General features: G+C 69.6%; 21 protein-coding genes. 12 read left to right on the top strand and 9 right to left on the bottom strand.

The window, feature by feature from the left end; genetic code table 11:
* Nucleotides 1-22 precede the first annotated feature (22 nt).
* The 5 genes from ACFYWI_RS16215 to ACFYWI_RS16195 form a co-directional block, all read right to left on the bottom strand.
* Entirely contained in the window at nt 23-403 is a 381-nt protein-coding gene (locus tag ACFYWI_RS16215; protein ID WP_389231659.1) for a SchA/CurD-like domain-containing protein, read from the bottom strand.
* A complete protein-coding gene (locus ACFYWI_RS16210; RefSeq protein ID WP_389231656.1) occupies nt 403-1158 on the bottom strand; it encodes an SDR family NAD(P)-dependent oxidoreductase in 756 nt (251 codons plus the stop codon). Before ACFYWI_RS16210 ends, ACFYWI_RS16215 begins: the two co-directional genes overlap by 1 nt.
* The gene (locus ACFYWI_RS16205; RefSeq protein WP_389231653.1) at nt 1155-1415 is read right to left on the bottom strand and encodes an acyl carrier protein; all 261 of its coding nucleotides are present in this window, start codon (nt 1413-1415) and stop codon (nt 1155-1157) included. The genes ACFYWI_RS16210 and ACFYWI_RS16205 overlap by 4 nt, the downstream gene beginning before the upstream one ends.
* Nucleotides 1412-1750, bottom strand: a complete 339-nt coding sequence (locus ACFYWI_RS16200) for a TcmI family type II polyketide cyclase (RefSeq protein ID WP_389231650.1) — start codon at nt 1748-1750, stop codon at nt 1412-1414. The genes ACFYWI_RS16205 and ACFYWI_RS16200 overlap by 4 nt, the downstream gene beginning before the upstream one ends.
* Before the next feature lie 173 nt (nt 1751-1923).
* Complete coding sequence (locus ACFYWI_RS16195) at nt 1924-3177, bottom strand: aldehyde dehydrogenase family protein (RefSeq protein ID WP_389231647.1); 1254 nt, start codon at nt 3175-3177, stop codon at nt 1924-1926.
* Between the two features lie 666 nt (nt 3178-3843).
* Here ACFYWI_RS16195 and ACFYWI_RS16190 point away from each other — a divergent pair.
* The 3 genes from ACFYWI_RS16190 (at nt 3844) to ACFYWI_RS16180 (ending at nt 7503) form a co-directional block, all read left to right on the top strand.
* Complete coding sequence (locus ACFYWI_RS16190; RefSeq protein WP_389231644.1) at nt 3844-5238, top strand: hypothetical protein; 1395 nt, start codon at nt 3844-3846, stop codon at nt 5236-5238.
* A gap of 278 nt (nt 5239-5516) precedes the next feature.
* Nucleotides 5517-6422 (top strand): AraC family transcriptional regulator N-terminal domain-containing protein, encoded by a 906-nt coding sequence (locus tag ACFYWI_RS16185; RefSeq protein WP_389231641.1) that lies wholly within the window; start codon nt 5517-5519, stop codon nt 6420-6422.
* 322 nt (nt 6423-6744) lie between these two features.
* On the top strand, nt 6745-7503 hold the full coding sequence (locus ACFYWI_RS16180) for an SDR family NAD(P)-dependent oxidoreductase (RefSeq protein ID WP_389231638.1): 759 nt from the start codon (nt 6745-6747) through the stop codon (nt 7501-7503).
* A 78-nt stretch (nt 7504-7581) separates the two neighbouring features.
* Here ACFYWI_RS16180 and ACFYWI_RS16175 read toward each other — a convergent pair whose 3' ends face one another.
* From ACFYWI_RS16175 to ACFYWI_RS16165, 3 genes are all read right to left on the bottom strand, one after another.
* Nucleotides 7582-8436, bottom strand: a complete 855-nt coding sequence (locus ACFYWI_RS16175; protein ID WP_389231635.1) for a BTAD domain-containing putative transcriptional regulator — start codon at nt 8434-8436, stop codon at nt 7582-7584.
* A gap of 23 nt (nt 8437-8459) precedes the next feature.
* Nucleotides 8460-9227, bottom strand: coding sequence for a thioesterase II family protein (locus ACFYWI_RS16170; RefSeq protein ID WP_389231632.1), 768 nt, complete (start codon nt 9225-9227; stop codon nt 8460-8462).
* 116 nt (nt 9228-9343) lie between these two features.
* On the bottom strand, nt 9344-10168 hold the full coding sequence (locus ACFYWI_RS16165; RefSeq protein WP_389231800.1) for a BTAD domain-containing putative transcriptional regulator: 825 nt from the start codon (nt 10166-10168) through the stop codon (nt 9344-9346).
* Between the two features lie 298 nt (nt 10169-10466).
* On the opposite strand from ACFYWI_RS16165, the gene ACFYWI_RS16160 reads away from it, so the two are divergent.
* The 3 genes from ACFYWI_RS16160 to ACFYWI_RS16150 all read left to right on the top strand — a co-directional run bounded on the left by ACFYWI_RS16160 (nt 10467) and on the right by ACFYWI_RS16150 (nt 14463).
* Nucleotides 10467-10823 (top strand): hypothetical protein, encoded by a 357-nt coding sequence (locus ACFYWI_RS16160; protein WP_389231629.1) that lies wholly within the window; start codon nt 10467-10469, stop codon nt 10821-10823.
* A 7-nt stretch (nt 10824-10830) separates the two neighbouring features.
* Nucleotides 10831-13095, top strand: a complete 2265-nt coding sequence (locus ACFYWI_RS16155; protein WP_389231626.1) for a TOMM precursor leader peptide-binding protein — start codon at nt 10831-10833, stop codon at nt 13093-13095.
* Between the two features lie 84 nt (nt 13096-13179).
* Entirely contained in the window at nt 13180-14463 is a 1284-nt protein-coding gene (locus ACFYWI_RS16150; RefSeq protein ID WP_389231623.1) for a sensor histidine kinase, read from the top strand.
* Nucleotides 14464-14493: 30 nt separating this feature from the next.
* Here the strand turns inward: ACFYWI_RS16150 and ACFYWI_RS16145 are convergent, their stop codons facing one another.
* Nucleotides 14494-15099, bottom strand: coding sequence for a DNA-binding response regulator (locus ACFYWI_RS16145; RefSeq protein ID WP_389231797.1), 606 nt, complete (start codon nt 15097-15099; stop codon nt 14494-14496).
* 127 nt (nt 15100-15226) lie between these two features.
* On the opposite strand from ACFYWI_RS16145, the gene ACFYWI_RS16140 reads away from it, so the two are divergent.
* The 6 genes from ACFYWI_RS16140 to ACFYWI_RS16115 all read left to right on the top strand — a co-directional run bounded on the left by ACFYWI_RS16140 (nt 15227) and on the right by ACFYWI_RS16115 (nt 24981).
* Complete coding sequence (locus tag ACFYWI_RS16140) at nt 15227-16426, top strand: cytochrome P450 (RefSeq protein WP_389231620.1); 1200 nt, start codon at nt 15227-15229, stop codon at nt 16424-16426.
* Nucleotides 16427-16575: 149 nt separating this feature from the next.
* Nucleotides 16576-17007 carry an SseB family protein gene (locus ACFYWI_RS16135; protein WP_389231617.1) on the top strand — a complete coding sequence of 144 codons (432 nt, stop codon included), beginning with the start codon at nt 16576-16578 and terminating at the stop codon, nt 17005-17007.
* Nucleotides 17004-17654 carry a hypothetical protein gene (locus ACFYWI_RS16130; RefSeq protein ID WP_389231794.1) on the top strand — a complete coding sequence of 217 codons (651 nt, stop codon included), beginning with the start codon at nt 17004-17006 and terminating at the stop codon, nt 17652-17654. Before ACFYWI_RS16135 ends, ACFYWI_RS16130 begins: the two co-directional genes overlap by 4 nt.
* 3 nt (nt 17655-17657) lie before the next feature.
* The gene (locus tag ACFYWI_RS16125; protein WP_389231614.1) at nt 17658-22364 is read left to right on the top strand and encodes a putative T7SS-secreted protein; all 4707 of its coding nucleotides are present in this window, start codon (nt 17658-17660) and stop codon (nt 22362-22364) included.
* A gap of 5 nt (nt 22365-22369) precedes the next feature.
* Nucleotides 22370-22765 carry an Imm7 family immunity protein gene (locus ACFYWI_RS16120; RefSeq protein WP_389231611.1) on the top strand — a complete coding sequence of 132 codons (396 nt, stop codon included), beginning with the start codon at nt 22370-22372 and terminating at the stop codon, nt 22763-22765.
* Between the two features lie 518 nt (nt 22766-23283).
* Nucleotides 23284-24981: a lysyl oxidase family protein gene (locus ACFYWI_RS16115; protein WP_389231608.1), complete on the top strand. Its 1698-nt coding sequence runs from the start codon at nt 23284-23286 to the stop codon at nt 24979-24981.
* Nucleotides 24982-25089: the final 108 nt, after the last annotated feature.

The raw sequence follows: 25089 nt of genomic DNA, 5'->3' as shown, positions 1-25089 counted from the left end.
CCCAGCACCTCGGTCATGGCGCTCAGGCTCCGGCCGGGTGGGTGTCGACCGTCAGCTGGGCGATGGAGCGCATCGTGGCGTTGCGGAAGTACGCTGCGAAGCCGGCCGGCGAGGAGGTGTCGCGTTCCTCGGCGAGATACGGCTGGAGTTTCTCCTCCAGGATGTGCACGCCCTTCTGGGTGGCCATATGGCGCCCGATGGCGGCGAAGTCGCCCTCGTAGTGGATGACGCGCACCATCACATCGTCCTTGATGAACACGCCGGTGCCCAGGAGGCGTCCGGCGGCGGCGCCGTCGTCGCCCTGGTAGTCGGGGGTGTCGACGCGGTTGAAGTGGGCGAAGATCTCGGCGATCTCGTCCTCGTGCCCGGGCTTGACCCGGTAGGTGATCGCTGCGTACGGCATCAGATTCCTCCATCGACGGTGATCGTGGCACCGGAGACATAGCGGGACGCGTCGCCCGCCAGGAAGAGCACGGCTCCGGCGACGTCCTCGGGCCGGCCGAGACGGCCGAGGGCGGTCATCGCGGCGATCCGCTCGCGCAGTTGGGGCGGGAGATCGCCGCCGGTCTCGGGCTCCGTGACACCCGGGGCGACTGTGTTGACACGGATGCCTCGCGGGCCGAGCTCTTTGCACAGCGCCCGTCCGAAGCCGACGAGTGCCGCCTTGGACGCCGAGTAGTGGGCGCTGAACGGGCGGCCGCGCAAGGCGACCGACGAGCCGATGTTGACGACGGACCCGCCGTCGGCCATCAGCTCGAGCACGGCCTGGGTGACGAGATAGGCAGAGGTCACGTTGTGGTCGAACAGCCGCTGCCACTCGGCCATGTCCAGATCGCCGAACTTGACGTGGCCGTCGACACCGACGTTGTTCACCAGCACCTCGAGACCGCCGAGCCTCTCCTGGCAGGCCTCGGCGAGCACGCGGGCGCCCTCGGGGGTGGTGACGTCGGCGCGTACGGTCAGATGGCCCTCTCCCAGTGCGTGCAGTTCGCGGGCGAGGGATGCGGCTGCATCGCCGTCCTTGCTGTGGCCGGCCACCACCGTCGCGCCGGCCCGGGCGAAGGCCAGCGCCGCGGCCCGTCCGATGCCGCGGGTGCCCCCGGTGACGAGCACCCGCTTGCCGGCCAGGCCCGAGGCGACGGCGTCCTCGGTGCTCATGGCGTCTCGGGCAGACTGGCGTTGATCATCTTGAGCAGCAGGCGCGGTGTCTCGGCCTCGACCACCGCGTCGTCGGACAGCTCGACGCCGCGCTCCCGCTTGATGACACCGGTGACCTGGAGCAACGCCAGGGAGTCATAGCCGAGATCGATGAACGCGACGTCCAGGACCGCATCGCTGTCGAGGTCGATGCCCTCGGATTCGCCGGCGCATTCGCGGAGCTTGTCGGCAAGCTCCGTCAGGGTGTACTCGCTCACTGGATCCGCCCTCCGTCTTTGGTCCAGATGTAAAAGGGCTGCGCCATGGCGTCCTTGGGCTCGCGCCAGTTGGGGTCGTACGGCGAGACGCACTCGGCCAGGCGGGTGTTGATGTCGTCGTACAGGGGGTGGCTGCGGGCCTGGTACAGGCGGGGGCTGATGTCCTCGTCGGCCTCGACGAGGTGGAAGTAGAGATCGTGGAAGGTGAACAGCGACCGCCTCGTCACACCGATCATGTGGGGCAGCTCGCTCGAGTCGGACTCCTCGAAGATCTTGGCGATGTCGCCGGCCTTGCCCGGCTCCATCCGAGCCACTATGAGCGTCCGGTGTGCCACCGTCGGCCTCCTTCGTGGAATGTGCTGGACAGCCCGGTGATTGGCGGGCTTTCGAGCACCGTGGCAGGAACCGCTGGAGCGCCGCTCGATCCGACGTCCACCGTGTCCGTGCGGCAGTGCTCCGGTGCTTCATCGGGTGCGGGGCCCGTCCCGGTGTCCTCGGAGGGCGACGCTCACCGCAGTGGACCGGTGATGACGGACCGGCGCAGCCCCGCCTCCGCTGACAGCAGCAGGGGCCGGCCGATCAGCCTCCCTTCACGCCGGATGCTGCTGGCGTGCACCCCGTAGCCGCCGAAGGGCTGGTTGCCGTTCTCCGCGTCCAGAGCGGTGGCGTTGCGGATGATCACGCCGGTCCCGAGGGTCTCGCCGGTCAGCCGGGGCTCGCCGAGTACACAGACGTACATTCCGCGTTCGAGCTCCTCGGGGCTGCGGGCCCACTCGCGCAGCATCTCCGGAGCCTCGTACGGCACGATGCAGAAGGCCGGTGAGAACAGTTCGGGCGGGTGGAAGCCTGCGCCCTCGGGGAGGACCAGCAGCGACGGCTCGACCAGTCGCCGGTCCACGTCCACCTCGCCGCCGCTGACGACATGGTCGGCGTTCTCGGCCAGGAACGCGGCGGCGCCTTCGGCCGCGTCCTCGTGGACCAGCGGGGTCAGCACGGTGTCGGGCCAGCTGCGCGCGCCGACGGTGAGGACGGACAGCTCGGCGCGCAGCTGCTCGACAACGGCGTCGAGGCGCAGCCGGTGGACGAAGATGATGTCGGGACACAGGCGGTCCTGGCCGGAGTTGTAGAGCCGGGCGCGCAGGATGGCCCGGCAGGCGGCAGTCGGGTCGGTGCGGGGGCCGATGACGAGCGGGTTGGGGCCGGACCCCATGACGAGGAACAGCGGCCGGTCGCCGACGGCGTTCATCACGCCGTACGCGTGGGACGGCCGGCCGGTGAAGACGACCGCGTCGGAGTCGGAGCACACCGGTGTGAACTGCCGCTGTGAGACATCGACCATCTTGATCCGCCGGGCGATGTCCGGGTCGATCCGCCTGCTGATCTGCTTGTGCACGGCGTACGCGGTGTCCCGGACGCGCGACGAGGGCCGGATGATCACCTCGTCGCAGTAGAGCGCGGGGATCAGTGCGAACAGGGCATACGAGTAAAGGACGTTGTTCGACGGCAGGAAGACGCAGAGCCGGGACAGCTGGGGCGGGCAGTTGCGCGCCATTTCCCAGGGTGCCCCGGTCAAGGCACCGACCGAGCGCAGCAGTTCGTCGCGCGCGCTGCTGTAGGTGGCGATGCGGGTCAGTGCGGCCAGCAGCTCGTCGCGGCCGCTCAGCAGGGCCGTCGCCGATCGCATCGCCCGCTCGTGGGCGGCTTCGAGGTTGGGCCAGGTACGGGTGAACGACTCCAGGACAGGTATGGACGGATGGCTCATCGAGCTGTCTCCTCGCGGCACGGGGAAAGTCGGCGGGGCGGTGCGGGGCGGGGAACCGATGGCAGGCGGACGGCCTCCAGCCGCTCTCGAGACCGTCCGACTAGCTTTCCTGCGGCCCTCAATGGAAATACCAGCGCCCTCGACTACCGCTCGTGCCGTCCAGGACCGTGAGCGGCTCCAGTTGTTCTCGAGAGCGCACGGCTAGTGTTCAGCGGCTGTGCGCATCGTTCGACAGGAGCGCCTCCATGCGTGGGTCACAGGCGGTGGGCGCCGCCGTGTTCCACGCCGGGGGGCGGAGCCCTCTGTTCGCCGTCGGCCGTCTCGGCATCGCCGGCCGTGCATCCTGCCCCGCGTGCCGGAGCCGTCGGCGCCGGTGGAGCCAGAGGTTCCCAGCACCCGCTCCGCGCCGCGGGGGACGGGCGGTTTCGGCACGTGCAGGGCCCGCTGTTGCTCCGTGTCGGACGCGATCCGCGTGTGCCGCCCCGCAGTTCGCGGTTCCTCACTGCCATGTCCGGTACGTCCGGGCACTGCGCCGCTCGTGGTCGTGAGCCACTGCCGTCCAACGGGCCGCCACCACGTCTGCAGAGTCAGGAGTCAGCCGGAGATGAACCTCACCCGGACAGCCCAACAGACTGGTCGCCCCTCCTTGCGGCAGGGACGGCGGCCGTGACGGGGGCGGGCGCGCCCGCACGGCCGGCCCGTGCGGTGGACCCGTGGTTCCTCGAGGAGGGACGGAGCGAGCCTTCGGCCCTGCGCACCGCGACAGCGGCCGAGGTCGGTGATCTGCTGCGCCTGGAGCTCGCGGGACTCGATGTGTCCCTGCCGGGACCGTGGCGACCCGCGCAGCCGTTCGTGCTGCCGCGGCAGTCCTACGACGAGCTGTTCGACATCGCCCGTACGCTGCTCGCCCTGGTGCGCCGCGCGGTTCTGGCGCTCGGCGGCGGCTGGCCCGCCCGTGCGGAGGCGCTGGGCGCGGAGTTCGCCGACTATCCGCTGCTGTCGGGCCAGGACAACACCGAGACGGCGTTCTGCGCGATGATGGCCCGCCCGGACTTGGTGATCGGCGAAGGCGGGCCGCAGCTACTGGGGTTCGACGTCAGCGGCACGTTCGACGGGCCGAACGCGGCGCACGGTCTTGCCGCCGTGTGGGAGCGCACCCATCCCGGTTTGTTCTTCGGGCACGATCCGCTCGCCACCCGGGTACGGGCCTTCGAGGACGTGTGCGCGAGCCGCCGTCTGCCCCGGGCGGTCGCCGTCATCGGCAGTCCCGGCGATCCGCGGGACGAAGCCGGCACCCGGTGGAAGGAGGGGGACCTGGAGCAGTTCCGCCGCCGGGGGTTCACCGCCGACTTCCTCGAGCCGGACGAGCTCCCCGAGGCGCTGGGCCGGCCCGGCCGGCTGCGCTATCCGCTGGGGCTGCGCAACTTCTCCCCCGCCGACTGGGACGAGCGGGGCCTGAGTCTGCGGCCGGTGTACGACGCACAGCGTGCGGGACTGCTGCTGCTTCCGCCGCAGAGCAGCGGCCTGCTCGCCAACAGGAAGGCTCTCGCGCTCGTCTCCGAAGGCCGCCCCTGGATGACGCGCGCCGAACGACGTCTCGCCGACCGGCATCTGCCCTGGACCCGCATCACGTTGCCGGGCCGGACGGACTGGCGCGGCACGGAGCACGAGCTGGACGTGCTGCTGCGCACCCACCGGGAGCGGTTCGTCCTCAAGAAGGCCATCGGGACGACGGGAGGCGAAGCCCTCGTCGGTCGGCACACCGACCCCACGGACTGGCAGCACGCTGTCACCGCTGCCCTCACCAGCGGCGACAGCGTTGTCCAGGAGTACGTGGAGCCCGCCCTGTGCCCCATCGAACTCACCGACGGCACCGGCACCCGTAGCGCACTGGTCGCCCCCGTACTGTCCCCGATGCTCTTCGGCGACCGCCCCGGCGGCTGCTGGGCACGTTTCGTGCCCGGCAGCGAGACGTCCGACGACGTCTCCCGGGGGGTCATAGGCGTCGGCGCGGGCGCCTGCGAGAACGCGGTGCTCACCTGGGCGGACCCGGTGGCGTGACCGAGCGGGCGGCCCGGTGACCGGATGTCGCCCATTCCGGGCTTGGCGGCCAAGGTGGCGTCGAATCCGTGGTCGGCGATCACGGCTGTCCTCGTCTTCGGACGACGGAATGCGGATGTGCGGTCCTGGATCGGGAGTCAGATTCCTGCTCCGCGGGAATCCATTGATCCCATTCATCGCTGTGACCTGCGAAAACGATCGAGCAATACTCGCGGACTCTTGCACGATCCTCTCCCATGCGGGAGCCGGCGACACCGGCTGTGTGCTGCAATTGAGGCATGCACCTCGATGAGCTCCGCACCTTGCTGGCCCGGCACGCGCGGCCCGACTGGACCACCGCCATCGACGGTGTGCTCATCTCGAAAGTCGAACGGTCGGACCCGCCGTCGCCGTCGATGTCCGGCACGGTGCTGGCGGTCGTCGCCCAGGGCACGAAACGCCTCGCGCTGGGCGAGCGGGTCTACGAGTACCGCGCAGGGCAGTACCTCGTCGCGTCGGTCGACCTGCCGGTCACCGGCCACTTCACCGACGCCGGCCCGGAGAACCCGGCCCTGGGGTTCGGGCTCACGCTGGAACCGTCCGCTGTCGCCGAGCTGCTGCTGCAGGCCGGGCCGGGAGAAGCCCCCCGCGCCAGCGGGAGCGCGCTGCCGGGCATCGCCGTCAGCGACGCTCCGGATCCGCTGCTCGACGCCGTGGTCCGGCTGCTGCGCCTGCTCGATGAGCCCCGCGACCGGACGGTGCTCGCCCCGCTGGTCAAACGCGAGATCCTGTGGCGGCTGATCACCGGCGAGCAGGGCGGCATCGTGCGCCAGCTCGGCCTCGCCGACAGCAGCCTCAGCCACATCGCGCGGGCGGTGCGGTGGATCCGCGAGCACTACGCGCAGCCGTTCCGGGTCGAGGACGTGGCGCAGCTGTCCGGCATGAGCGTCTCCGCCTTCTACCGCAACTTCCAGGCGGTGACCGCGATGAGCCCCATCCAGTTCCAGAAGCAGATCCGGCTGCAGGAGGCCCGACTGCTGCTGGCCACCCATCTCAACGACATCACCGGTGTCGGTCAGCGTGTCGGCTACGACAGCCCCTCCCAGTTCAGCCGGGAATACCGCCGCCAGTTCGGCGCGCCACCCAGCCAGGACGCCGCCCGCCTGCACCGCTCGGTGCGCACCGCCGCGGCCGTCCTGCCCTAGCAGGTCGCAACAGCCCGCCGGCGAGGCAGTGCCCGGCACGGTACGCGTGCACGCGCTCGCCCAGGACGAGACGCTGGCCCTTCGCGCGATCAGCGCCATGACCCTTGCGGTCCTCGACGCCGACGGAACTCGTCCACGAGCTTGACTTGAACGAGGCACCCGGGGAGCGCGCAAGGCCAGCGCCGCCAATCCTCCATAGAGCAGGATTGTGCAAGACAGAGAGAGGATCATTCTTTTATCTGTGCAGTTCAGAGTGCTTCCATGAATGAGTCACATTCCCTCATGGAGCTTCAGATCTCCACTAATGCACAGGAGGCACATCATGAAGGTCGCCATCGTCACCGGCGCCAGCTCCGGTATCGGGCAGAGCGCAGCCGTACAGATCGCACAGCGGGGCGTGGGAGTCATCCTGACCTACAGTGCCAATCGGCAAGGCGCCCTGGACACGGTCGCGGCGATCGAGAAAGAGGGGGGCACGGCCGTCGCGCTGCCACTGGACGTCGGCCGGAGCGGCGACTTCCCGGCCTTTCGCGATTCCGTCGTCGACGCGCTTCGTGACACCTGGCAGCGCGACACCTTCGACTACCTGGTCAACAACGCCGGTTTCGGACAGATGTCGATGTTCGAGGACACGACCGAGGAACTGTTCGACAAGCTCATGCGGGTCCTGCTCAAGGGGCCGTACTTCCTGACGCAGAAGCTGCTGCCCCTGATGGCGGATGGTGGGGCCATCGTCAACACGACCAGCAACTCCGCGCTGGTTTCCGGTATGGAGGAGGGCTACTCGGCCTACGCGTCGATGAAGGGCGGTCTGATCGTGCTGACCCGCTACATGGCCAAGGAGTTCAGCAAGCGGGGCATCCGCGTCAACGCCGTCGCACCGGGTGCGACCCGCACCCGGATCTCCGACAACGCATTCGAGCGGTTCCCCGAGGTCATCCCGGCGATCGCGGCGAAGACCGCGCTCGGCCGGGTCGGGGAACCCGACGACATCGGCATGGTGATCGCCACGCTCCTGTCCGAAGAGAGCCGCTGGATCACCGCGCAGAACATCGAGGCAGCCGGCGGCTACGGCCTCTAGCACCGGAAGACCCGTCACCCCACCCCAGCGCCGGGGCGCCCCCGCCGCGCGGGTACACCGACGCGCGGGCGGGGCGCGTCAGCGCAGTCGTAACGACCGTTCCACACCCGCGCCCGCACCCACTCCCGCGCGGGCCGGGATGGGCTGGATCTCCAGCTCGGACGCGGACTCCAGCATCGCGCGCTGCAGATGCTGCAGCCGCGGCGAGGGGTCGAGACCCAGTTCCTGCGAGAGCACGCTGCGCAGCCGCTGGTACACCTCGAGGGCGTTGCCCCGGCGCCCGGACCGGTACAGCGCCAGCATCAGCTGGCCCTGAGTGTCCTCGTGCATCGGGTGCTGCGCGGCGAGTCCGGACAGTTCGCCCACCAGCTCGTGGTGGCGGCCGAGCCGCAGATCGGCCTCGATGCGCTGGTTGAGGATGCTGAGGCGGGACTCCTCGAGCCGGGTCGCCTCGATCTCCAGCAGGGGTCCGCACTGGACGTCGACGAGCGCGGGCCCCCGCCACAGTGCGAGGGCTCTGCGGAAGGAGTCCGATGCGAGGGTGCAGTTGCCGCTCTCCAGGGCGCGGTGTCCGGAGCCGGCGAGGCGTTCGTACTCGCAGACGTCGACCACCCCGCCCTGGGTGTCGAGGAGGTACCCGCCGGACTCGGTGACCAGGATGCTCTTGGCCCCGTTGGGCAACTCGGGCCTGCGGTCGGCGCCGAGAGCCGTGGCGATGAGGTTGCGCAGCTGAAGTATGTAGGTCTGCAGGGTGGTCTGGACGCTGCGCGGCGGTGCTTCGCCCCACAGCTCCTCCACCAGTGAGCCCACCGAGACCACTTGGTCCGGGTGCATGGCGAGCAGGGCGAGGACCTTGCGTGGTTTGACTGCAGTGGGGACGACAGAAACCCCCGACTGGACGACCCGGCAGGGCCCCAGCACGCTGATGTCCATATCCGCTACTCCCTTCGAGACGTTCAGGCTCTGGCGATGGGACGGGGTGTGGCGACGCGCCGCAGTTGTGCCGCGAGCAGGGTGGGCAGTTCCGCGTCACGGACGAAGAAGTGACCGCCGGGGACAGTGCGCAACTCGAAGCCGGCACTGGTGTACCGGCTCCAGCCGCCGACGGCCTGGACGGTTGCGACCTTGTCCTCGGTTCCGGCGAAGGCCTGCAGCGGGACGGGCATCGGATCGCCCGGCTGTGCGCGCAGGCTCCGCGCCAGCCGCAGGTCGTCACGCATGGTGGAGAGCAGGATTCCCAGCCACTTGGGCCGCTCGAAGAGATACGACGGCAGGGTGCCGTACTTGGCGAGCGCTGTGAGCAGTTGGTCGTCGGGCAGGTCGGCCTGCTCGACGAGCGGGGCGGGCAGATGGGGCGGTGCGCAGGCGCCGACGCCGACGAATCGGGGCGGCCGGTGCCCGGCGCGTGCGCGGTGCAGGGCGAACCGGTAGGCGACCAGCGCGCCGAGGCTGTGCCCGTAGAAGGCGTGCGGGATGTCGAGCAACGGGCCCAGATGAGCGTCGAGTTCGGCGATGAGCTCGACCGCGTCGGTGATCCGCGGCTCGCGCAGTCGCGTCTCCCGCCCCGGCAGCCGTACCGGAAGCACCTGTATCTCCGACGGGAAGCGGGGTCTCCAGCGCGCGAACGTGAGGGCGCCGGCGCCCGCGTGATGGAAGCACAACAGCCTGAGCGCGGGCTCGGGCAACCCCGGAACGCCGGGCGACACCGCGAGATACTGGTTCACGCCCCCTCCTCACACCGCACGGTTCTGGACTACGCGGGCCCCGATCCTCACGACCACCGCTGGAAGGCCGCTCGACCGGAGCTGGAGCGAGATGGAGCGGATGAGCTGGGACGACGTCAGCCCGTGAGTACGCCGTCCACGCCGTCCGGTCGCCCGCTGCCGCTCCACGCGTCAATGGCTTCCTCGCCCCGGAGGATGGCCCGGTGAAGCCGCTGGGTCCGGGGAGAGGGTTCAAGTCCCAGCTCCTCGACCAGGGTTTCGCGAAGTCGCTTGTAGGCGATCAGTGCGTCGGACGACCGCCCGTCGGCGCAGTAGGCGAGCATCTGCAGGGAGCGCAGCCCCTCGTGCAGCGGGTGGCGTTCGCACAGCGCGCACAGTTCCGCGATCACCTCGCGGTGCCGGCCGAGCCGCAGGTCCGCGCAGATGCGCCGCTCCAGTGCGCCGAGCCTGCTCTCCTCGAGGCGCGTCACCTCGATACCGAGGTGACGTCCGTGCGGTACGTCGGCGAGCGCGGGCCCGCGCCACAGCCCGAGGGCCGCGGTGAGGTTCCCCGATGCCTGGGCCATGTCGCCGAGTTCGAACGCGGTGTGTCCGGCAGCCGCGAGGCGGTCGAACTCGAGCGCGTCGACATCGGCCGGCTCCACGTCCAGCAGATAGCCGCCGTGCCGGGTCACCAGCACGTTCTTGTCCCACACTCCGGTGATGCCGGGGATCGCGGAGCGCAGTCTGCGGCGCAGCTGCAGGATGTACGTCTGCAGCGTGGTGGGTGCGCTGCGCGGCGGGCCGGCGCCCCAGAGCTCTTCCATCAGGACCGGGACGGGCACGATGTGCTGCGCGTTGAGCGCCAGCAGCGCCAGGATCTGCCGTGGTTTGGAGGCGCTGGGAAGTACGCCGACTCCCGCGGCCTCGCCGCGCAGAGTTCCCAGGACCTCCACGCGCACTCTGCGCCCCCTGTTCGGCATGTCCTTGATACCTCACCCCGTAGAACCGCTTCTCGTCGGTGAGAAGCCGGTCCAGGCAGGCTGCCATGCAGGACATCCGTGAGAACAGTGAGGAGTTCATGACCCTGATATGGAGATCACCTGGAACGGGCCTATGACATCTTCACATCCAGGGAGGTGATGCCCCCACTGTTCGATTCCAGTCACGCGACACAAACTGCTCTCGTATGCGCAGCCGAACATCCGCACAGGCCACCGCCTTTCCCGGCACCGTTCAGATGACGATGGGAGCACGAAGATGTCTGGTTACGCGTCCAGCGGAACCGCAGTTCAAGAGGTCTGCACGAGCTCTGTGGAGCATGACTGGCGATTCGCGGAACTCGTCGCGCGAAGCTATCTGCAGCCCGAACTCGCCCTGCGTTACGCGCTGGAGCCCCGCAATGTTCTCGCCGAATTCGGCATTCCGGTCGCGCCCGGGAGCGTGATCCCCGCACTGCCGGCGGACACCGACACAGAAGTGACGATCACCAATCTCAGCACGGCGGACGTGGGCGACGGTTTTACCGTTCACGGAGTGCAGCCCTGCTTCTGCACGACCCGCCAGGATCTCGTTCCCGCGCCCGCCGCGCAGGGCGCCGGCGCCGGGCGCGTGTGAGCGACCTGTGGAGTCCCTGGGGCAGCGGATCGGATTCAGACGGCACCTCACCACGGCCGTAGTGCCGGGTGAGGCGACCTATCTGGTGTCCGAGCAGGGTGTGACCGCGATCGAGGGCGAGGCCGTTGCGGTCCTTGCGCCCTTACTGGACGGCAGCAGGGACGTGGCCGCACTCGTGCGGGACACCCGAGGCGTGCTGTCGCCGCGAGAACTCGGCATTCTCCTGGGGAAGCTGAAGCAGGCGAATCTGATCACCGGCAGCTCGTCACCGCCCGAGGCCGACCCGATCGACCGGGACGCCACGGCGTTCTGGGAGGCGGGAGGTCTCGACGCGGCGCGTGCGAGATCGGCGCTGTCCGAGGGCGTGGTCCGTCTCGTGGACCTCAGCGCGCTCGGCGGGCCGGCCGCCCGGGACGCCCTTCACACCGCCGGGGTTGCGATCAGCGACCCCGGCGGTGGTGATCCGACGAGTCTGACGGTCGTCCTGTGCGACGACTATCTTCTGCCTCAGCTCCAGGACATCGACGCACAACAGCGCCGCAGCGGACGGCCCTGGATGCTGGCCAAGGCGCATGGTGTGGAAGCGTGGATCGGTCCGGTGTTCCAGCCGGGCACGGGGCCCTGCTGGCACTGCATGGCCCACCGGCTGAGCCTTCACCGTCAGCCGGAGCAGCATGTCGGTCAGGCACTGGGGTTGTCCGCGCCGCCCGCGCCGCCGCGCGCCTCGATCACCGCGAGCCGCTCGCTGGCGTTCCAGATGATCGCCATCGAGGCGGCAAAGTGGATCGCCGGATACCGCGGGGCGCACCAATCGGCCGTACGTGTGCTGGACACTCTGGAGCTCGGCATCCGTTCGCATCGGGTCGCCAGGCGACCGCAGTGCCCGCAGTGCGGAGACCCCTGGCTTGTCGGCACCCAGGTGGAGCAGCCGATCACACTCACCTCCCGACCCAAGAAGTCACTGAGCGGCAGCGGCCATCGTGCGCTGACGTCGGAGCAGGTGCTGGAACGCTACGAGCATCTGGTGGGCCGGGTCACCGGTGTGGTCACGGGGCTGCAGCGGGCGCCCGGCGGTCCCGAGTTCCTCAACTCGTTCCACTCGGGGCCGAATCCGGCGCTGGACAACGGTTCGCTGGCCGCGTTCCGTACGGGGCTGCGGTGCCAGAGCGGCGGCAAGGGTGTCACCGCGCTGGATGCCAAGGTCGGCGCGCTGTGTGAGGCGGTGGAGCGTTACTCCGCAACCCTGCACGGCGACGAACCGCGGATCCGGGCGAGCCTCGCCGAGCTGGGCGACCGGGCGATCCACCCCAACGCGTGCCAGCTCTACCACGAGCGCCAGTACACGGACCGCATGCGGTGGAACGCCGTTCAGCCCCCGTTCCAGTACGTCTGCGACCCGTTCGACGAACACCGCGCGATCGACTGGACGCCCGTCTGGTCGATCACCTGGGGCAGGCACCGGCTGCTGCCGACGCGGATGCTGTACTTCTCCGCCCCGCCGGCGAAGGGACCGTGCTTCGCCCTCGCCGACTCCAACGGCAACGCCGCGGGAAGCAGTCTCGAGGACGCCATCCTGCAGGGCTTCTTCGAGCTCGTCGAACGCGACGCGGTGGCGCTGTGGTGGTACAACCGGACCGCTCAGCCCGCGGTCGACGTCGACTCGTTCCCCGATCCGTGGATCGACGAGATGCGGGCCCAGTACGCCGCGCTCAAACGCGAGTTCTGGGTCGTGGACCTCACCTCCGACCTCGGCATTCCGGCGATGGTGGCGCTCTCCCGGCGGACCGACAAGCCGCAGGAGGACATCATGTTCGGCTTCGGCTGCCACTTCGATCCCGCGATCGCCCTGCGCAGGTCGCTCACCGAGATGAACCAGCTGCTGCCCGCGGTGTTGGAGAGCGCACCCGCGGGCGATCCCGTCCTCACCGACTGGTGCGAGCGCCGTACTGTCGCCAACCAGCCCTATCTGATGCCCGATCCGACCGTCCCCGCCAAACACCGCAACGACTACCGCTACACCCTGCGACCCGACCTGCTCGACGACATCCACGCCGCTGAACGGCTTTTGCGTGCGCGCGGTATGGAGCTGCTGGTCCTCGACCAGACCAGACCGGATCTCGGATTGCCCGCAGTGAAGGTGATCGTGCCCGGGATGCGGCACTTCTGGGCCAGGTTCGGCGAAGGACGGCTCTATGACGTACCGGTGAGTCTCGGCCGCCGCAGTGTCCCTGTCCCCTACGAGGAACTCAACCCGATACCACTGTTCGTCTAGTGTTTGTCCACTAATGACAGTGGCGTCCCCGAGGTGCTGCCCTAGGATCGAGCCACGCTTAGCAGCAGTGCATCGGGGGGTCACATGGCTGATGTGGAACGCTTCCAGGAAACACCGCACTTGCTCGGCCCGGACCACCGTGAACCACTGATCGCCCAGGGGGGCACGGGCGATGCCGGGCTCGCACCCCGGATCGCCCTCGCCATTCTGCTCGTGGCACTGGGCAGTGTGCTCGCCGCCGCGGCGCTCCATCTCATGGCAGTGCAGCAGAACTTGCTGCAGCTCGCCGTCGGCGCGGCGGCCCTCGTGGGTATGTTCACCTCACAGATCATGCTGTCCGCGCCCCGGCGGGTGCCGCTGGAGCGCGGACGGCAGTACGCGATCCTGGCCGTCCAGGTGGGGCTGACCTACCCGCCGATCCTGCTGCTGGGGACCGCGTGGGTGGGACTGACCGGCTTTCTGGCCGGATCGCTGCTCCTGACGCTGCGCACGCCCTGGTCGTGGATATCGGCGGCACTGGCGGCACTCAGCACCATGGCCCTGACCACGGCCTGGACCGGCAAGGCCCTGCTCGACGTCGCCTATGTCGGCGTCTCCACCGTGATGATCGCCAGTGTGGTCTACGGCCTGACGGCGCTCACCGACATGGTCCTGCGGCTGCGCAGCGCCCAGCAGGAGATCGCCCGGCTCGCCGTGGAGCAGGAACGGCTGCGCTTCGCCCGTGATCTGCACGATCTGCTCGGATACAGCCTCTCGGCGATCACCCTGCGCAGCGAGCTGACCCTGCGGCTGGTCGACCAGCACCCCGCCCGGGCGCGCGAGGAGCTCTCGACGGTGCTCGACATCTCGCGCCAGGCGCTCGCCGACACCCGGCAGGTGGCCCGCAGCTACCGGCACATGTCGTTCGCCACCGAAATGGCCTCGGCCTGCTCGGTGTTCGGCGCCGTGGGTATCGACGCCGAGGTCGACTGCGCGCTGAGCGAAGTGCCCGACGCGGTCGGCACCGTACTGGCGACCGTGCTGCGGGAGGGGATCACCAATGTGCTCCGGCACAGCAGCGTGCAGCGCTGCAGTATCTCCGCCCGGGAGAGCAACGAGGGCACGGTGGTTCTCACGGTCGTCAATGACGGGGTGGGCGACGGCGTCGATGCCGACGGGCCTTCCTCCCATGACGGCAGCGGCATCGGGAATCTGTCCACCCGGGTCTGTGCGATCGGCGGCAGACTCACCGCGGGTGTGCACGAGGACGGCTGCTTCCATCTGAGGGCGGAGGTCCCGCTGGACTGCCGCGACAGCCGGTGGATGCTCAGGCCGCCGCGCGTCACGGTGGATGCGCAGGGGGTGGATGCGCCGCGCAGCGTCGTGTGATCCGGCCGGGGAAACGTCACGGCAGCGCGGTCACAGCCAGCCCTGCTCCCGGGCGATCCGGATGGCGTCCACCCGGTTGCGTGCGCCGAGTTTGGTGACGACCGTCGTCAGATAGTTCCGTACGGTACCCACCGTCAGATACAGCCGTCCCGCGATGTCGGGGGCCTCGGCGCCGTCCGCGGCCATCCGCAGCACTTCCGTCTCCCTGGCGGTGAGCGGATTGTCCCGTGCCGCCCAGGCATCCAGGGCGAGTTGGGGGTCGATGACCCGCTCCCCCGCGGACACCCGTCTTATCGCGTCGGCGAGCTGGTTCGGCGGCGCGTCCTTGAGGATGAAACCCGAGACCTGTGCCTCCAGCGCCCGGCGCAGATTGCCGGGGCGGCCGAGACCGGTGAGAATCAGGGTGCGGCAGGACGGCTTCTTGGCATGTACCTCCGCCGCGGCGGCCAGTCCGTCGATACCCGGAAGGTCGATGTCGAGCACGGCCACATGCGGCTCGAACTGCAGCACTGCGGGCAGGATGTCCCGTCCGCGGCCGACCTCGGCGACTATCCGGATGTCCGGTTCGAGGTTGAGCAGGGCCACTAACGCACCCCGCACCATGTGCATGTCCTCGGCAAGAACGACCTTGATCACGTTCAAGGGCTCACACAGCACTCGGCCTCCCCCAACCCCGCCGTCAGCGATGCCCGACAATACATCTCCGAGTCGCTCTGAACACCCGCTCGAGCACATCCCGAGCAGCGGGTATGACCGTGTGGTCATGCCTCACCACTCCTCCGTGCGCAGTTATCCGCCCGTTCGCCGTTCGGCGACCGATCTGCCCGAGGAGTACGCGCGGTTGCGCGCCGATGCTCCGGTGGCGGAGGTCGTGATGCCCAGTGGCGACCGCGCGTACCTCATGAGCCGGTACGACGATGTGCGTACGGTGCTCTCCGACGCCCGGTGCAGCCGCGCGGCGACGGTGCTGCCCGAGTCCCCGAAGCTGACGGCCGTGCCGTTCGACGCGGGCGGCCTGTTCACGATGGACCCGCCGGAACACACCCGGCTGCGCTCGCTCGTCGCGGGCGCGTTCACCGCCCGCCGGGTGGAGCTGATGCGCCCGCGGATCCAGGAGCTGGCCGAGGAACTGCTCGGGCGGATGGCTGAGCGCGGCGGACCGGCCGACTTCAACGAGGCCTTCGCCTTTCCGTTTCCGGTCGCCGTGATCTGCGAGCTGCTGGGGGTGCCGTTCGCCGACCGGGAGATGTTCCGCGGCTGGTCGGACGTGATCCTCTCGCTCACCGCGCACACGCCGCAGGAGATGCTGGAGCACAAGCTGGCACTCGGCGGCTATCTGCAGGGGCTGGTGGCCGAGAAACGGCGGGCGCCGGGCGACGATCTGCTGAGCGAGCTCGTAGAGGTTCGTGACGAGAAGGGCCCACTGACCGAGCACGAGCTGATCACCATGGCGATGACGCTGCTGATCGCCGGCCATGAGACGACGGTGGGCGTGCTGGGCACCTCGGTGTTCACGCTGCTGCGGCACGACGGCGGGCTGGGCCTGGTGCCCTCCGACCAGGAGGCCCTGACCGCTGTCGTCGAGGAGCTGCTGCGGGTCAATCCGATCGGGGACGGCGGCCCTCTGCGGGTCACGACGGCCGACATCGAGCTGGCGGGCACGAAGGTCCCGGCGGGCAGCGCGGTGATCGGCGCGATCTGCTCGGCCAACCGGGACGCGTCCCGCTTCCCGGAGCCGGACCGCTTCACCCCGTCGCGGCGCGGCACGCCGCATCTGGCGTTCGGTCACGGGCCGCACTACTGCCTGGGCGCCCCGCTGGCCCGTGCGGAGCTGCAGATCGCCCTCGCGGCACTGGCCCGCCGCTTCCCGTCGCTGCGACTCGAGGTACCGGTGGAGGACGTGAAGATGCACACGGGGCTGCTGGTCAACAGGCTGGAGTCGCTGCCGGTGGGATGGGACTGAGATCCGGACCCTTGGAATCGGACCCTCTCCCGATCGGTACCGGCCGCCGTTACACCGCCACAATCCCCCTCATTCCCTGGCCAGTTCCCTGAACGGTGTCCTAGGGTGCTGGCGCGGGCTGTGCAGTCGCAACGGGGAGGGGTTCCGGCATGGACACTGGCACGGGGGCCGCGCTCGAGGAGCGAATTGCCCTGCAACGGGCGGGAGTCGGTGACCCACGGTCACTGGTAGGGGAGTTGAGACGCGCCCTGGTGCTTGTGCCTATCGATGCCGGTGGGTTGTGGACCGCTGAACTCGGCGGGGTGCGCTGGATCTGCGGGTTCACAAGCGAGGATGCGCTGGTCCGGTTCGCGCGGGCGCGGGACACCGGCGACGGGTCGTCCACCGGCCGGTCGTGGGAATACGCCGCGCTGCGCGGGGCACGGCTGCTCGACGAGATCGTCCCGGCGATGGACGAGCCCGCAGGGGTCGCCATCAATGTCGCCGATCCGGACGGGGCGATGCTGTTCCCGCCGGTGGTGGGCATCGTGCCCGAAGCGGTCGCCGTCGATGCCGGCGAACCGCGAGGGAGGCGGGACTGATGGGGGGCGGCGCGGAGGACCTGGGGGTCGACAGGGACAGCGTCCGGCGGATCACCGCAGGCTTGCGGGCCGCGGTGTCCGAGTTGCGGGATGTCGGCACCGGCACCGGTTCGGTGCTGGGCAAGGGGTTCTCGGACATGTCGATGACCGGCATGGAGGCCGGGCATCACGGTCTGTCGGTGGACTTCGAGGACTACTGCGAGCGCTGGGAGTGGGGGGTGCGGGCCCTGATAAAGGACGCCAACACCATCGCCGCGAAGCTGGGCCTGGCCGCCGGACTGATCTGGGAGGAGGACCAGTACGTCCAGGGCACGTTCAAGATCGCCGTGAACGCCGCCGTCGGCAATCCGCACGCTTCCGAGGACGAGATCGTCCAGCAGAACTGGGGAGATGTGTTCACCCCGGACTACCTGAACCCCGACTACAGCCCGGAGTCGTTCCAGCGGGCCGGGGACGAGGCAGCGCAGACCTGGAAGGACACCGGGCGGGCCCTGCTCACGGAAGGCAACGGCGGCCGCCAGACGAGCATGCTGAACGATCTCGTCGGCGTCGACCAGGACGACTTCGACCGGGCGGTGGACGACACATTCGGTCCGTCTCCCGAGGAGAGGGCCAGGCAACAGCACCAGGACGACGGGGGCAACTGATCCATGGGCATCGGGGATTTCGTCAGTGACATCACTCCGGATGTGGTCGAGGACGCGGTCGAGGACGCCACCGAATGGGCCGGCAACCGCGTCGAGGACGCCGGGAACTGGACCGCGGACCGGATGGAGGACGTCGGCTGGGACTCCGGCGCGGACTGGGTGCGCGAGCAGTCCCGTTCGCTGGCCACCCGGATGGGCGCCGAGGTCGACGAGATGGACCTCGGGCAGACCGAGGACAAGACCAAGCTGGTCTACGGCAGCCCCTCGAAGATCCGCTCGACGGCCTCCCATCTCAAGGACTTCCAGAAGGCGTTCAACAATGTCGGCCTGGGGCTCGAGGGCCTGGACTCCGACACGCTCAAGGGACAGGCGGCCGACGCGTTCCGGGCGACGGTGAAGATCGAGCCGCCGAAGTGGTTCAAGGGCGCCGACGCCTGCGAGAAGGCGGCGGGGGCGCTGGAGGCGTTCGCCGGGACCGTGGAGTGGGCTCAAGGCCAGGCGCAGACCGCGATCGAGAAGTGGAAGGCGGGCACCAAGGCGTCCGAGGAGGCGTGGGACGCGTACAAGTCGCGGGTCGACACCTACGACGAGGCTGCGAAGCGGTACAACGCGCAGCCACCCGACCAGCGCGACCCGTCCACCCTGCCGGCGAAGCCGGGCGAATTCTCCGACCCGGGCAAGGCCCGCATGGAGGAGGCCCAGCAGATCCTGGCCGAGGCCCGCAAGCAGCGCAACGCGGCTGCCGAGACGGCTCGCAGCGCGGTGACGGCGGCCCGGGACGCGGCCCCGCCCAAGCCGTCGTACGCGGAGCAGGCCCTGGACGGCCTGAACGAACTGCAGGTCATGAACACCCACTTCGGCGCGGGCATCGTCAAGGGCACCGCCGGACTGCTGACGTTCGTACGCAGCGTCAACCCCACCGACCTGTACAACATCACCCACCCCGCGGAGTACGGCCTCGCCCTGAACAACATGGCCGCCGGACTGGTCCAGGTCGCCAACGACCCGTGGGGCGCGGGCAAGCAGATGCTCGACGACTTCATGAAGGACCCGGCCGAGGGCTTCGGCCGGCTCGTCCCCGACGCGCTGCTGACCGCCGCCACCGGAGGCGCCGGAGCGGGCGTCAAGGGTGTCCGCCTTGCCGACGAACTCTCCGACGCGGCCAACGCGGCCCGGAGGGCGGACAACGTCGCGGACGCCAGCCGTAAGCTCCCGGACAAGTGCTGCGGCCGGGAGCCGGTGGACTTCGCGACGGGGCGCATGCTGCTTGCGGAGACCGATGTGTTCCTGCCGGGCTCGCTCCCGCTGGAGTTCCGACGGGACTACGAATCGTCGTACCGCGCGGGCCGCTGGTTCGGCCCCACGTGGTCCTCCACGATCGACCAGCGGCTGACGGTCGATCCGCTGGGCGTTGTCTTCCACGGCGAGGACAATCTCCTGCTGGCCTTCCCCCACCCCGCGCCCGGCTTGCCGGTGCTCGCGGAGGCAGGCCCACGCTGGCCGCTTGAGCGGCACGCGGACGGCACCTACACGCTCACCGACCCGGACACGGGGCACATCCGGCATTTCCTGGCCCCGCCCGGGGCCGAGCCGGGTGGCAACGGCATCGCCCCGCTGGCGGAGCTCGCGGACCGGGGCGGCCACACGATCACCGCCGACTACGACGAAGGGGGAGCACCGCTCGCGCTCACCCACTCCGGCGGATACCGGTTGACGTTCACCACCGAGGACGGCCGGATCACCTCCCTGCGGCTGAGCGACATCGAGTCCGGTCCCACCGGGAGCCCCCGCAGCGACCCGGGCGGCACCGAGCTGGTCCGCTACGGATACCAGGACGGCCATCTCACCGAGGTCACCCGGTCCTCCGGGATGCCCCTGCGGTTCGAGTACGACCCCGAGGGCCGGATCACGGCCTGGACCGACACCAACGCCTCCCGCTTCACCTTCGTCTACGACGAGCAGGACCGCTGTGTCACCCAGTCGGGCACGGAGGGCCATCTGCGGTCGGAGTTCCGCTACTCGGATCCGGACCCCGAGACGGGCCTGCGCACCACCTCCGTCACCGACTCCCTCGGTCGGGTCTGGCGCTACACAGTCAACGGCCGCCTCCAAGTGATCGCGGAGACGGATCCCACCGGAGCGACCGTCCGCACCACTCACGACCGCTGCAACCGAATCCTGACCCGCACGGATCCGCTGGGTGCTGTCACGGTGTTCGACTACGACGACGCCGGCCGGCTCACTGCCGTCACCCGCGCCGACGGCAGCGGGATGCGTGCCGCGTACAGCGACCTGGGGCTGCCCGTCGAGCTGACACGGGAGGGCGGGGCGCGCTGGCAGCAGGAGTTCGACGAGCGGGGCAACCGCCTCTCCGTCACCGATCCGGCCGGTCGCACCACCCGCTACACCCACGACTCCCTCGGCCACCTCGCCTCGGTCACCGACGCCCTGGGGGCGGTCACGCGACTGCGCCACAACGCGGCCGGTCTGCTCGTCGAGCGCGAGGATCCGGCCGGCGGGATCACCCGGTACCGCAGGGACGCCTTCGGCCGTATCACCGAACTCGTCCTGCCGGACGGTGCCGTGACCGGCTTCGGGTGGACCCTCGAAGGCAGGCTCGCGTGCCGTACGGGACCCGACGGCGCGAGGGAGACCTGGACGCACGACGGCGAGGGCAACTGCACCAGCCACACCGACCCCATGGGCCGCGTCACGCATTTCGAGTACACGCATTTCGATCTGCTCACGGCCCGCACCGACCCGGACGGCGCCCGCTACGAGTTCGTCCACGACACCGAGTTGCGGCTGGCGCGGGTGACCAATCCACAGGGCCTGAGCTGGTCGTACGCATACGACGGTGCCGGCAGGCTGATCGGCGAGACCGACTTCGACGAGCGCACCACCGGCTACGAGGTCGACCCCGTCGGGCGCGTGTCCGCCCGGATCACCCCGCTCGGCGAGACCGTCCGCTACGAGCGCGATGTCCTCGGGCGGGTGACCAGCAAGGACGCCGCCGGTCACCTCACGACGTACGCCTACGATCCGGCCGGACGGCTGGTCCAGGCCGCGGGTCCGGACAGCGAACTGATCTACCAGTACGACCGTGAGGGCCGGGTCAAGACCGAACTCGTCGACGGCCGGGCCATCACCTACGCGTACGACGGGGCCGGCCGCCGCGCCCGGCGGATGACGCCTGGCGGGCAGGTGACCTCATACGCGTACGACACCGCGGGCCGCCCCGCACGGCTGACAGCCGACGGCCGCGAAGTGGACTTCACGCGCGACGAGTCGGGCCGTGAACTGGCCCGACGGTTCGGCGGGACGCTCACCCTCACGTCTGTACGGGACGGGTCGGGACGCGTCACCGAGCAGGAGATCACGGCCGGCGGGCGCAGCCTCAACCGCCGGAGCTACACCTATCGCGAGGACGGCCACCTCATCGGCGTCGACGATGCGATGAGCGGGCGGCGCCGCTTCGATCTCGACCCCGTCGGCCGGGTCACCGCCGTCACGGCCGCCGGCTGGACCGAATCGTACGCCTACGACCGGAGCGGCAACCAGACCACGGCGGCCTGGCCCGATCGGCATGCCGGCTCCGAAGCCCGGGGCGATCGCGCGTACACGGGCACCCGCGTCGTGCGGGCCGGTGCCTACCGCTACGAACACGACGCCGCCGGGCGTCTGATCCGGCGTACCAAGGCCAGACTCTCCAAGAAGCCCGACACCTGGCGCTACTCCTACGACGCGGAGGACCGGCTCACCGAGGTCATCACGCCCGACGGCACCCTCTGGCGCTACCGCTACGACCCGCTGGGCCGCCGTACGCGCAAGGAGCGTATGGCTCCCGACGGCGAAAGCGTCCTGGAGCGGACCGACTTCACATGGGACGGGACGATCCTGGCGGAGCAGACCACCGCCCCCGCCGGGGCCCCGCATCTGGTCACACTGACCTGGGACCACCAGGGCCTCACCCCCATCGCCCAGACGGAACGGCTCACGGACTGTGCGACGCAGCGCGAGATCGACACGCGGTTCTTCGCCATCGCCACCGATCTCATCGGCACCCCCACCGAACTCGTCGACGACCGGGGCGACATAGCGTGGCGCAGCCGCACCACGCTGTGGGGCACCACCACGTGGAACGCCGACGCCTCCGCGTACACACCCCTGCGATTCCCGGGCCAGTACTACGACCCCGAGACGGGTCTCCACTACAACCACCACCGCTACTACGACCCTCAGACCGCCCGCTACACGACTCCCGACCCCTTGGGCCTGGCCCCGGCCCCCAATCCGTCCGCCTATGTCCACAACCCCCACACCTGGAGCGACCCCCTCGGCCTCGCGCCGTACGAGAACAACGGCGGGCTCGGACAACTGGTCAAGGTGAACAAGCCGGACCCCGCCGCCGACGCCCTGGCCGAGCGCCTCGGCGGCGAGTCCCGGGTCAAGTTCGAGAACGACCCGAAGGGGCGGGAGATCGACGCGATCAGCGATGAGTACGTCGCGCAGTCGAAGCCGGAGGGGATGCAGATGGGAAGTGCCCTTCGAAACCAGGCCAAGGCGACATTCGAGTACGCGATACAATCCGGTCGCACCCCGTACTTCCATTTCGACGGCGAACCCGGTCCCGGCGTCATCGACAAACTGAAGGAATACGGCCGGCGTTACGGGATCGAGCCTGTGATCGACACGACTCCGCTGGAATGAGGGCGATGTACGAATTCCATGGCTGGTTCGGAATCGCCGAATCGCCCGAAGAGGCGGACGCCGGGAGCCTGGACGCGGGCATCGCCGAGCTGCGGGCGCGGATCGCGGAGATCGACTGGGCGACCGGCGACGTCGTACTGAACGTCCACAACGGCGAGTTCTTCGTCCTGGCCAACGGCCTGATGAACCGCCGCCGCGACGAGGCCGAGGACCTGGACGCCCTCCTGCACCACATCGCCGCCCGGTTCCCCGGCTCCTGGGGCCTGCTCTACGAACGCTCCCCCGACATGGACGAGCCCCCGGGGCAGGGCGCGTTCCGCGTCCGTGTGATGGCCCGGGGCGAGATCCATGTGCGCCTGGACCCGTTCCTCTCCCCCGTGCGGCCGGTCATCGAGGACTGACCCGGCGCCGGCCGCCGGCCGGCCGTCCCACCGCACTCGACGAGGGACAGAACTGCCTTGCGTACATCTGCCTCTGCCCTCGCGCAGCCGGCGATGAGTTCGGCGACCGCGAGGTGAAGGCGTATCTCTCGCCGTCCCTCGGCGGACTCGACGAAGACCTGACCTCCCTGTATGACTGCTCGCTCCGGTCCTGAGCCCGGACGAGCCGGAGGTCACGAACACCCGCTTCGGCGCGGAGAACGCTGTCCCTCCGACGGCCACCGCCAAGCACTACCACAACTGACGGGCCCGCAGGGCGGAAACCGCACCATGACGGCTTGATCCGGGGTCCATGACCTGCTTTCGGTCAATGATCCGCGATCCGCGAGCTCACGGACAACCCAGGGTGGGTGCCTCCCCCTCTCACAAGGTGGAAGACCGTTTCGCGCCCAGAGCCCGTCGCGCCGCATCCGGCCCGAGCGGCGTTCCGTGCGCCGCTGGCCGTCCACCGTCCCATCAGGCACTCGCAGAACCGAGGAATGATGACCAGATCCCTCCTGGCCCGGCCATGGCGTCCGGCGATAGCCGTCGCCGCGGCAATCGCTGTGACCGCAGGCGTCGTCGCAGCCGCCCCCGACGCCAAGAAGGCGCAGCCCACGCCGAAGCTCAGCCTGATCGCTGCCTCCAACTCGGTGACTCTGGACTCATGGAAGGAATCACCTGGCGTCTACCTGGACCTCGGTACGTACGTCACCGCCGAGAACGGGCCCCTCGAACTCAAGGTGACCCGCAAGTCCTACAAGGACCCGGTCGTCGCCACGCAGATCATCCGTGAGGGGAAGAAGGTCCGGACGAAGACCCTTCCCAAGGGTCTGGTGAAGGACTTCTCAGGGCTTCCGAACTTCGCCGAGATCACCATCACCGACGCGGCCGGCAAGAAGGTGCTGACCAAGTCGGAGGCGTTCTGTCCGAACAACGCGTCCGGTCGGGTGCGCCCCGACGCCCCGGCCAAGTCGAAGTACCCCCAGAGCTGTCCCGTGAACCCCTTCACGCTCGGCTCGGTGTGGGGCGTCGAGAACGGCTGGGCATCCAACACGTACTCGGGCTACTACTCGGCGCCGGTCGTCCTTCCGGCCGGGAAGTACACCGCCAAGGTGTCCGTGGCCAAGCGCTACCGCGACCTGTTCGACATCGCGGACAAGCCTCAGACGGTCAAGGTGACCGTACGCGAGCTCAGCGATGAGGGACCCGCGGGCAGGTCGGCGGCCGGCAGGAGCCACGGATCCCACGGGGCCGGGCACTCCGGTCACGCCGCGGCCCCCATGCCCGCGCCCGCTCCCGCGACGAGCGGGGCGGGGCCGTCGTACAACGTGGGCCACGGGCCTCACACCCCGGCGCCGCCCGCCCTGCCGTGGGCACTGAAGAAGGCCGGTTTCAGGTCGGCACAGGTGGGTGACAGGTCCGGACAGACGGACGGCTCCCGGAAGGCGCCCGCGGCGGCGCCCAACACGAAGCGGCCGACCGGCAGGGCGACGGTGCCGGACGTGCCCAAGCCCGACCTCCGTTCGCTGCCGGCCTACGGCATCCAGATCAGTGACGGCGGTGTCGACGTCCCCGGGAAGGACTACCTCGCCTTCAGCGCCAATGTGTGGAACGCGGGGCCCGCGAAGCTGGTGGTGGACGGATTCCGCTCGCCCGGCAAGAAGCTCATGGACGCCTACCAGTACTTCTACGACGCCAACGGCAAGCAGGTCGGCTACACGCCGACCGGCACCATGGAGTGGGACCCGCGCCCGGGGCACGAGCACTGGCACTTCACGGACTTCGCCAGCTACCGGCTGCTGAAGGCCGACCAGAAGGAAGCGGTGCGCAGTGGCAAGGAGGCCTTCTGCCTGGCCAACACCGATGCCGTGGACTACACGGTGAAGAACGCCAACTGGGACCCGGACAACACGGACCTGTCCACCGCGTGCGGCCAGGAGAACTCGATCTCTGTCCGCGAGGTGCTCGACGTCGGCTCGGGCGACACCTACAGCCAGGACCTCCCCGGCCAGTCCTTCGACATCACGAACCTGCCGAACGGCACCTACTACATCCAGGTTCTGGCCAACCCCGAGAAGCGGCTGAAGGAGACCAACCTCACCAACAACAGCGCGCTGCGCAAGGTTGTTCTGGGCGGCCGGCCGGGCGCGCGTACGGTCACCGTGCCCGCTCACGGCCTGGTCGACGCCAACTGACCTCCGCTGAAGGGAACCTCTTGAAGCCGGGGCGGCCGCTGTCTGCCGGACGCGGTTGAAGCATCCGGCCACGGACCGCGACGTCGCCCCCCGGGACGTGTTCCCGGG

The sequence above is a fragment of the Streptomyces sp. NPDC002889 genome, from assembly GCF_042888425.1.
Classification (GTDB): Bacteria; Actinomycetota; Actinomycetes; order Streptomycetales; family Streptomycetaceae; genus Streptomyces.
This window is presented reverse-complemented; position numbering and strand designations above follow the sequence as displayed.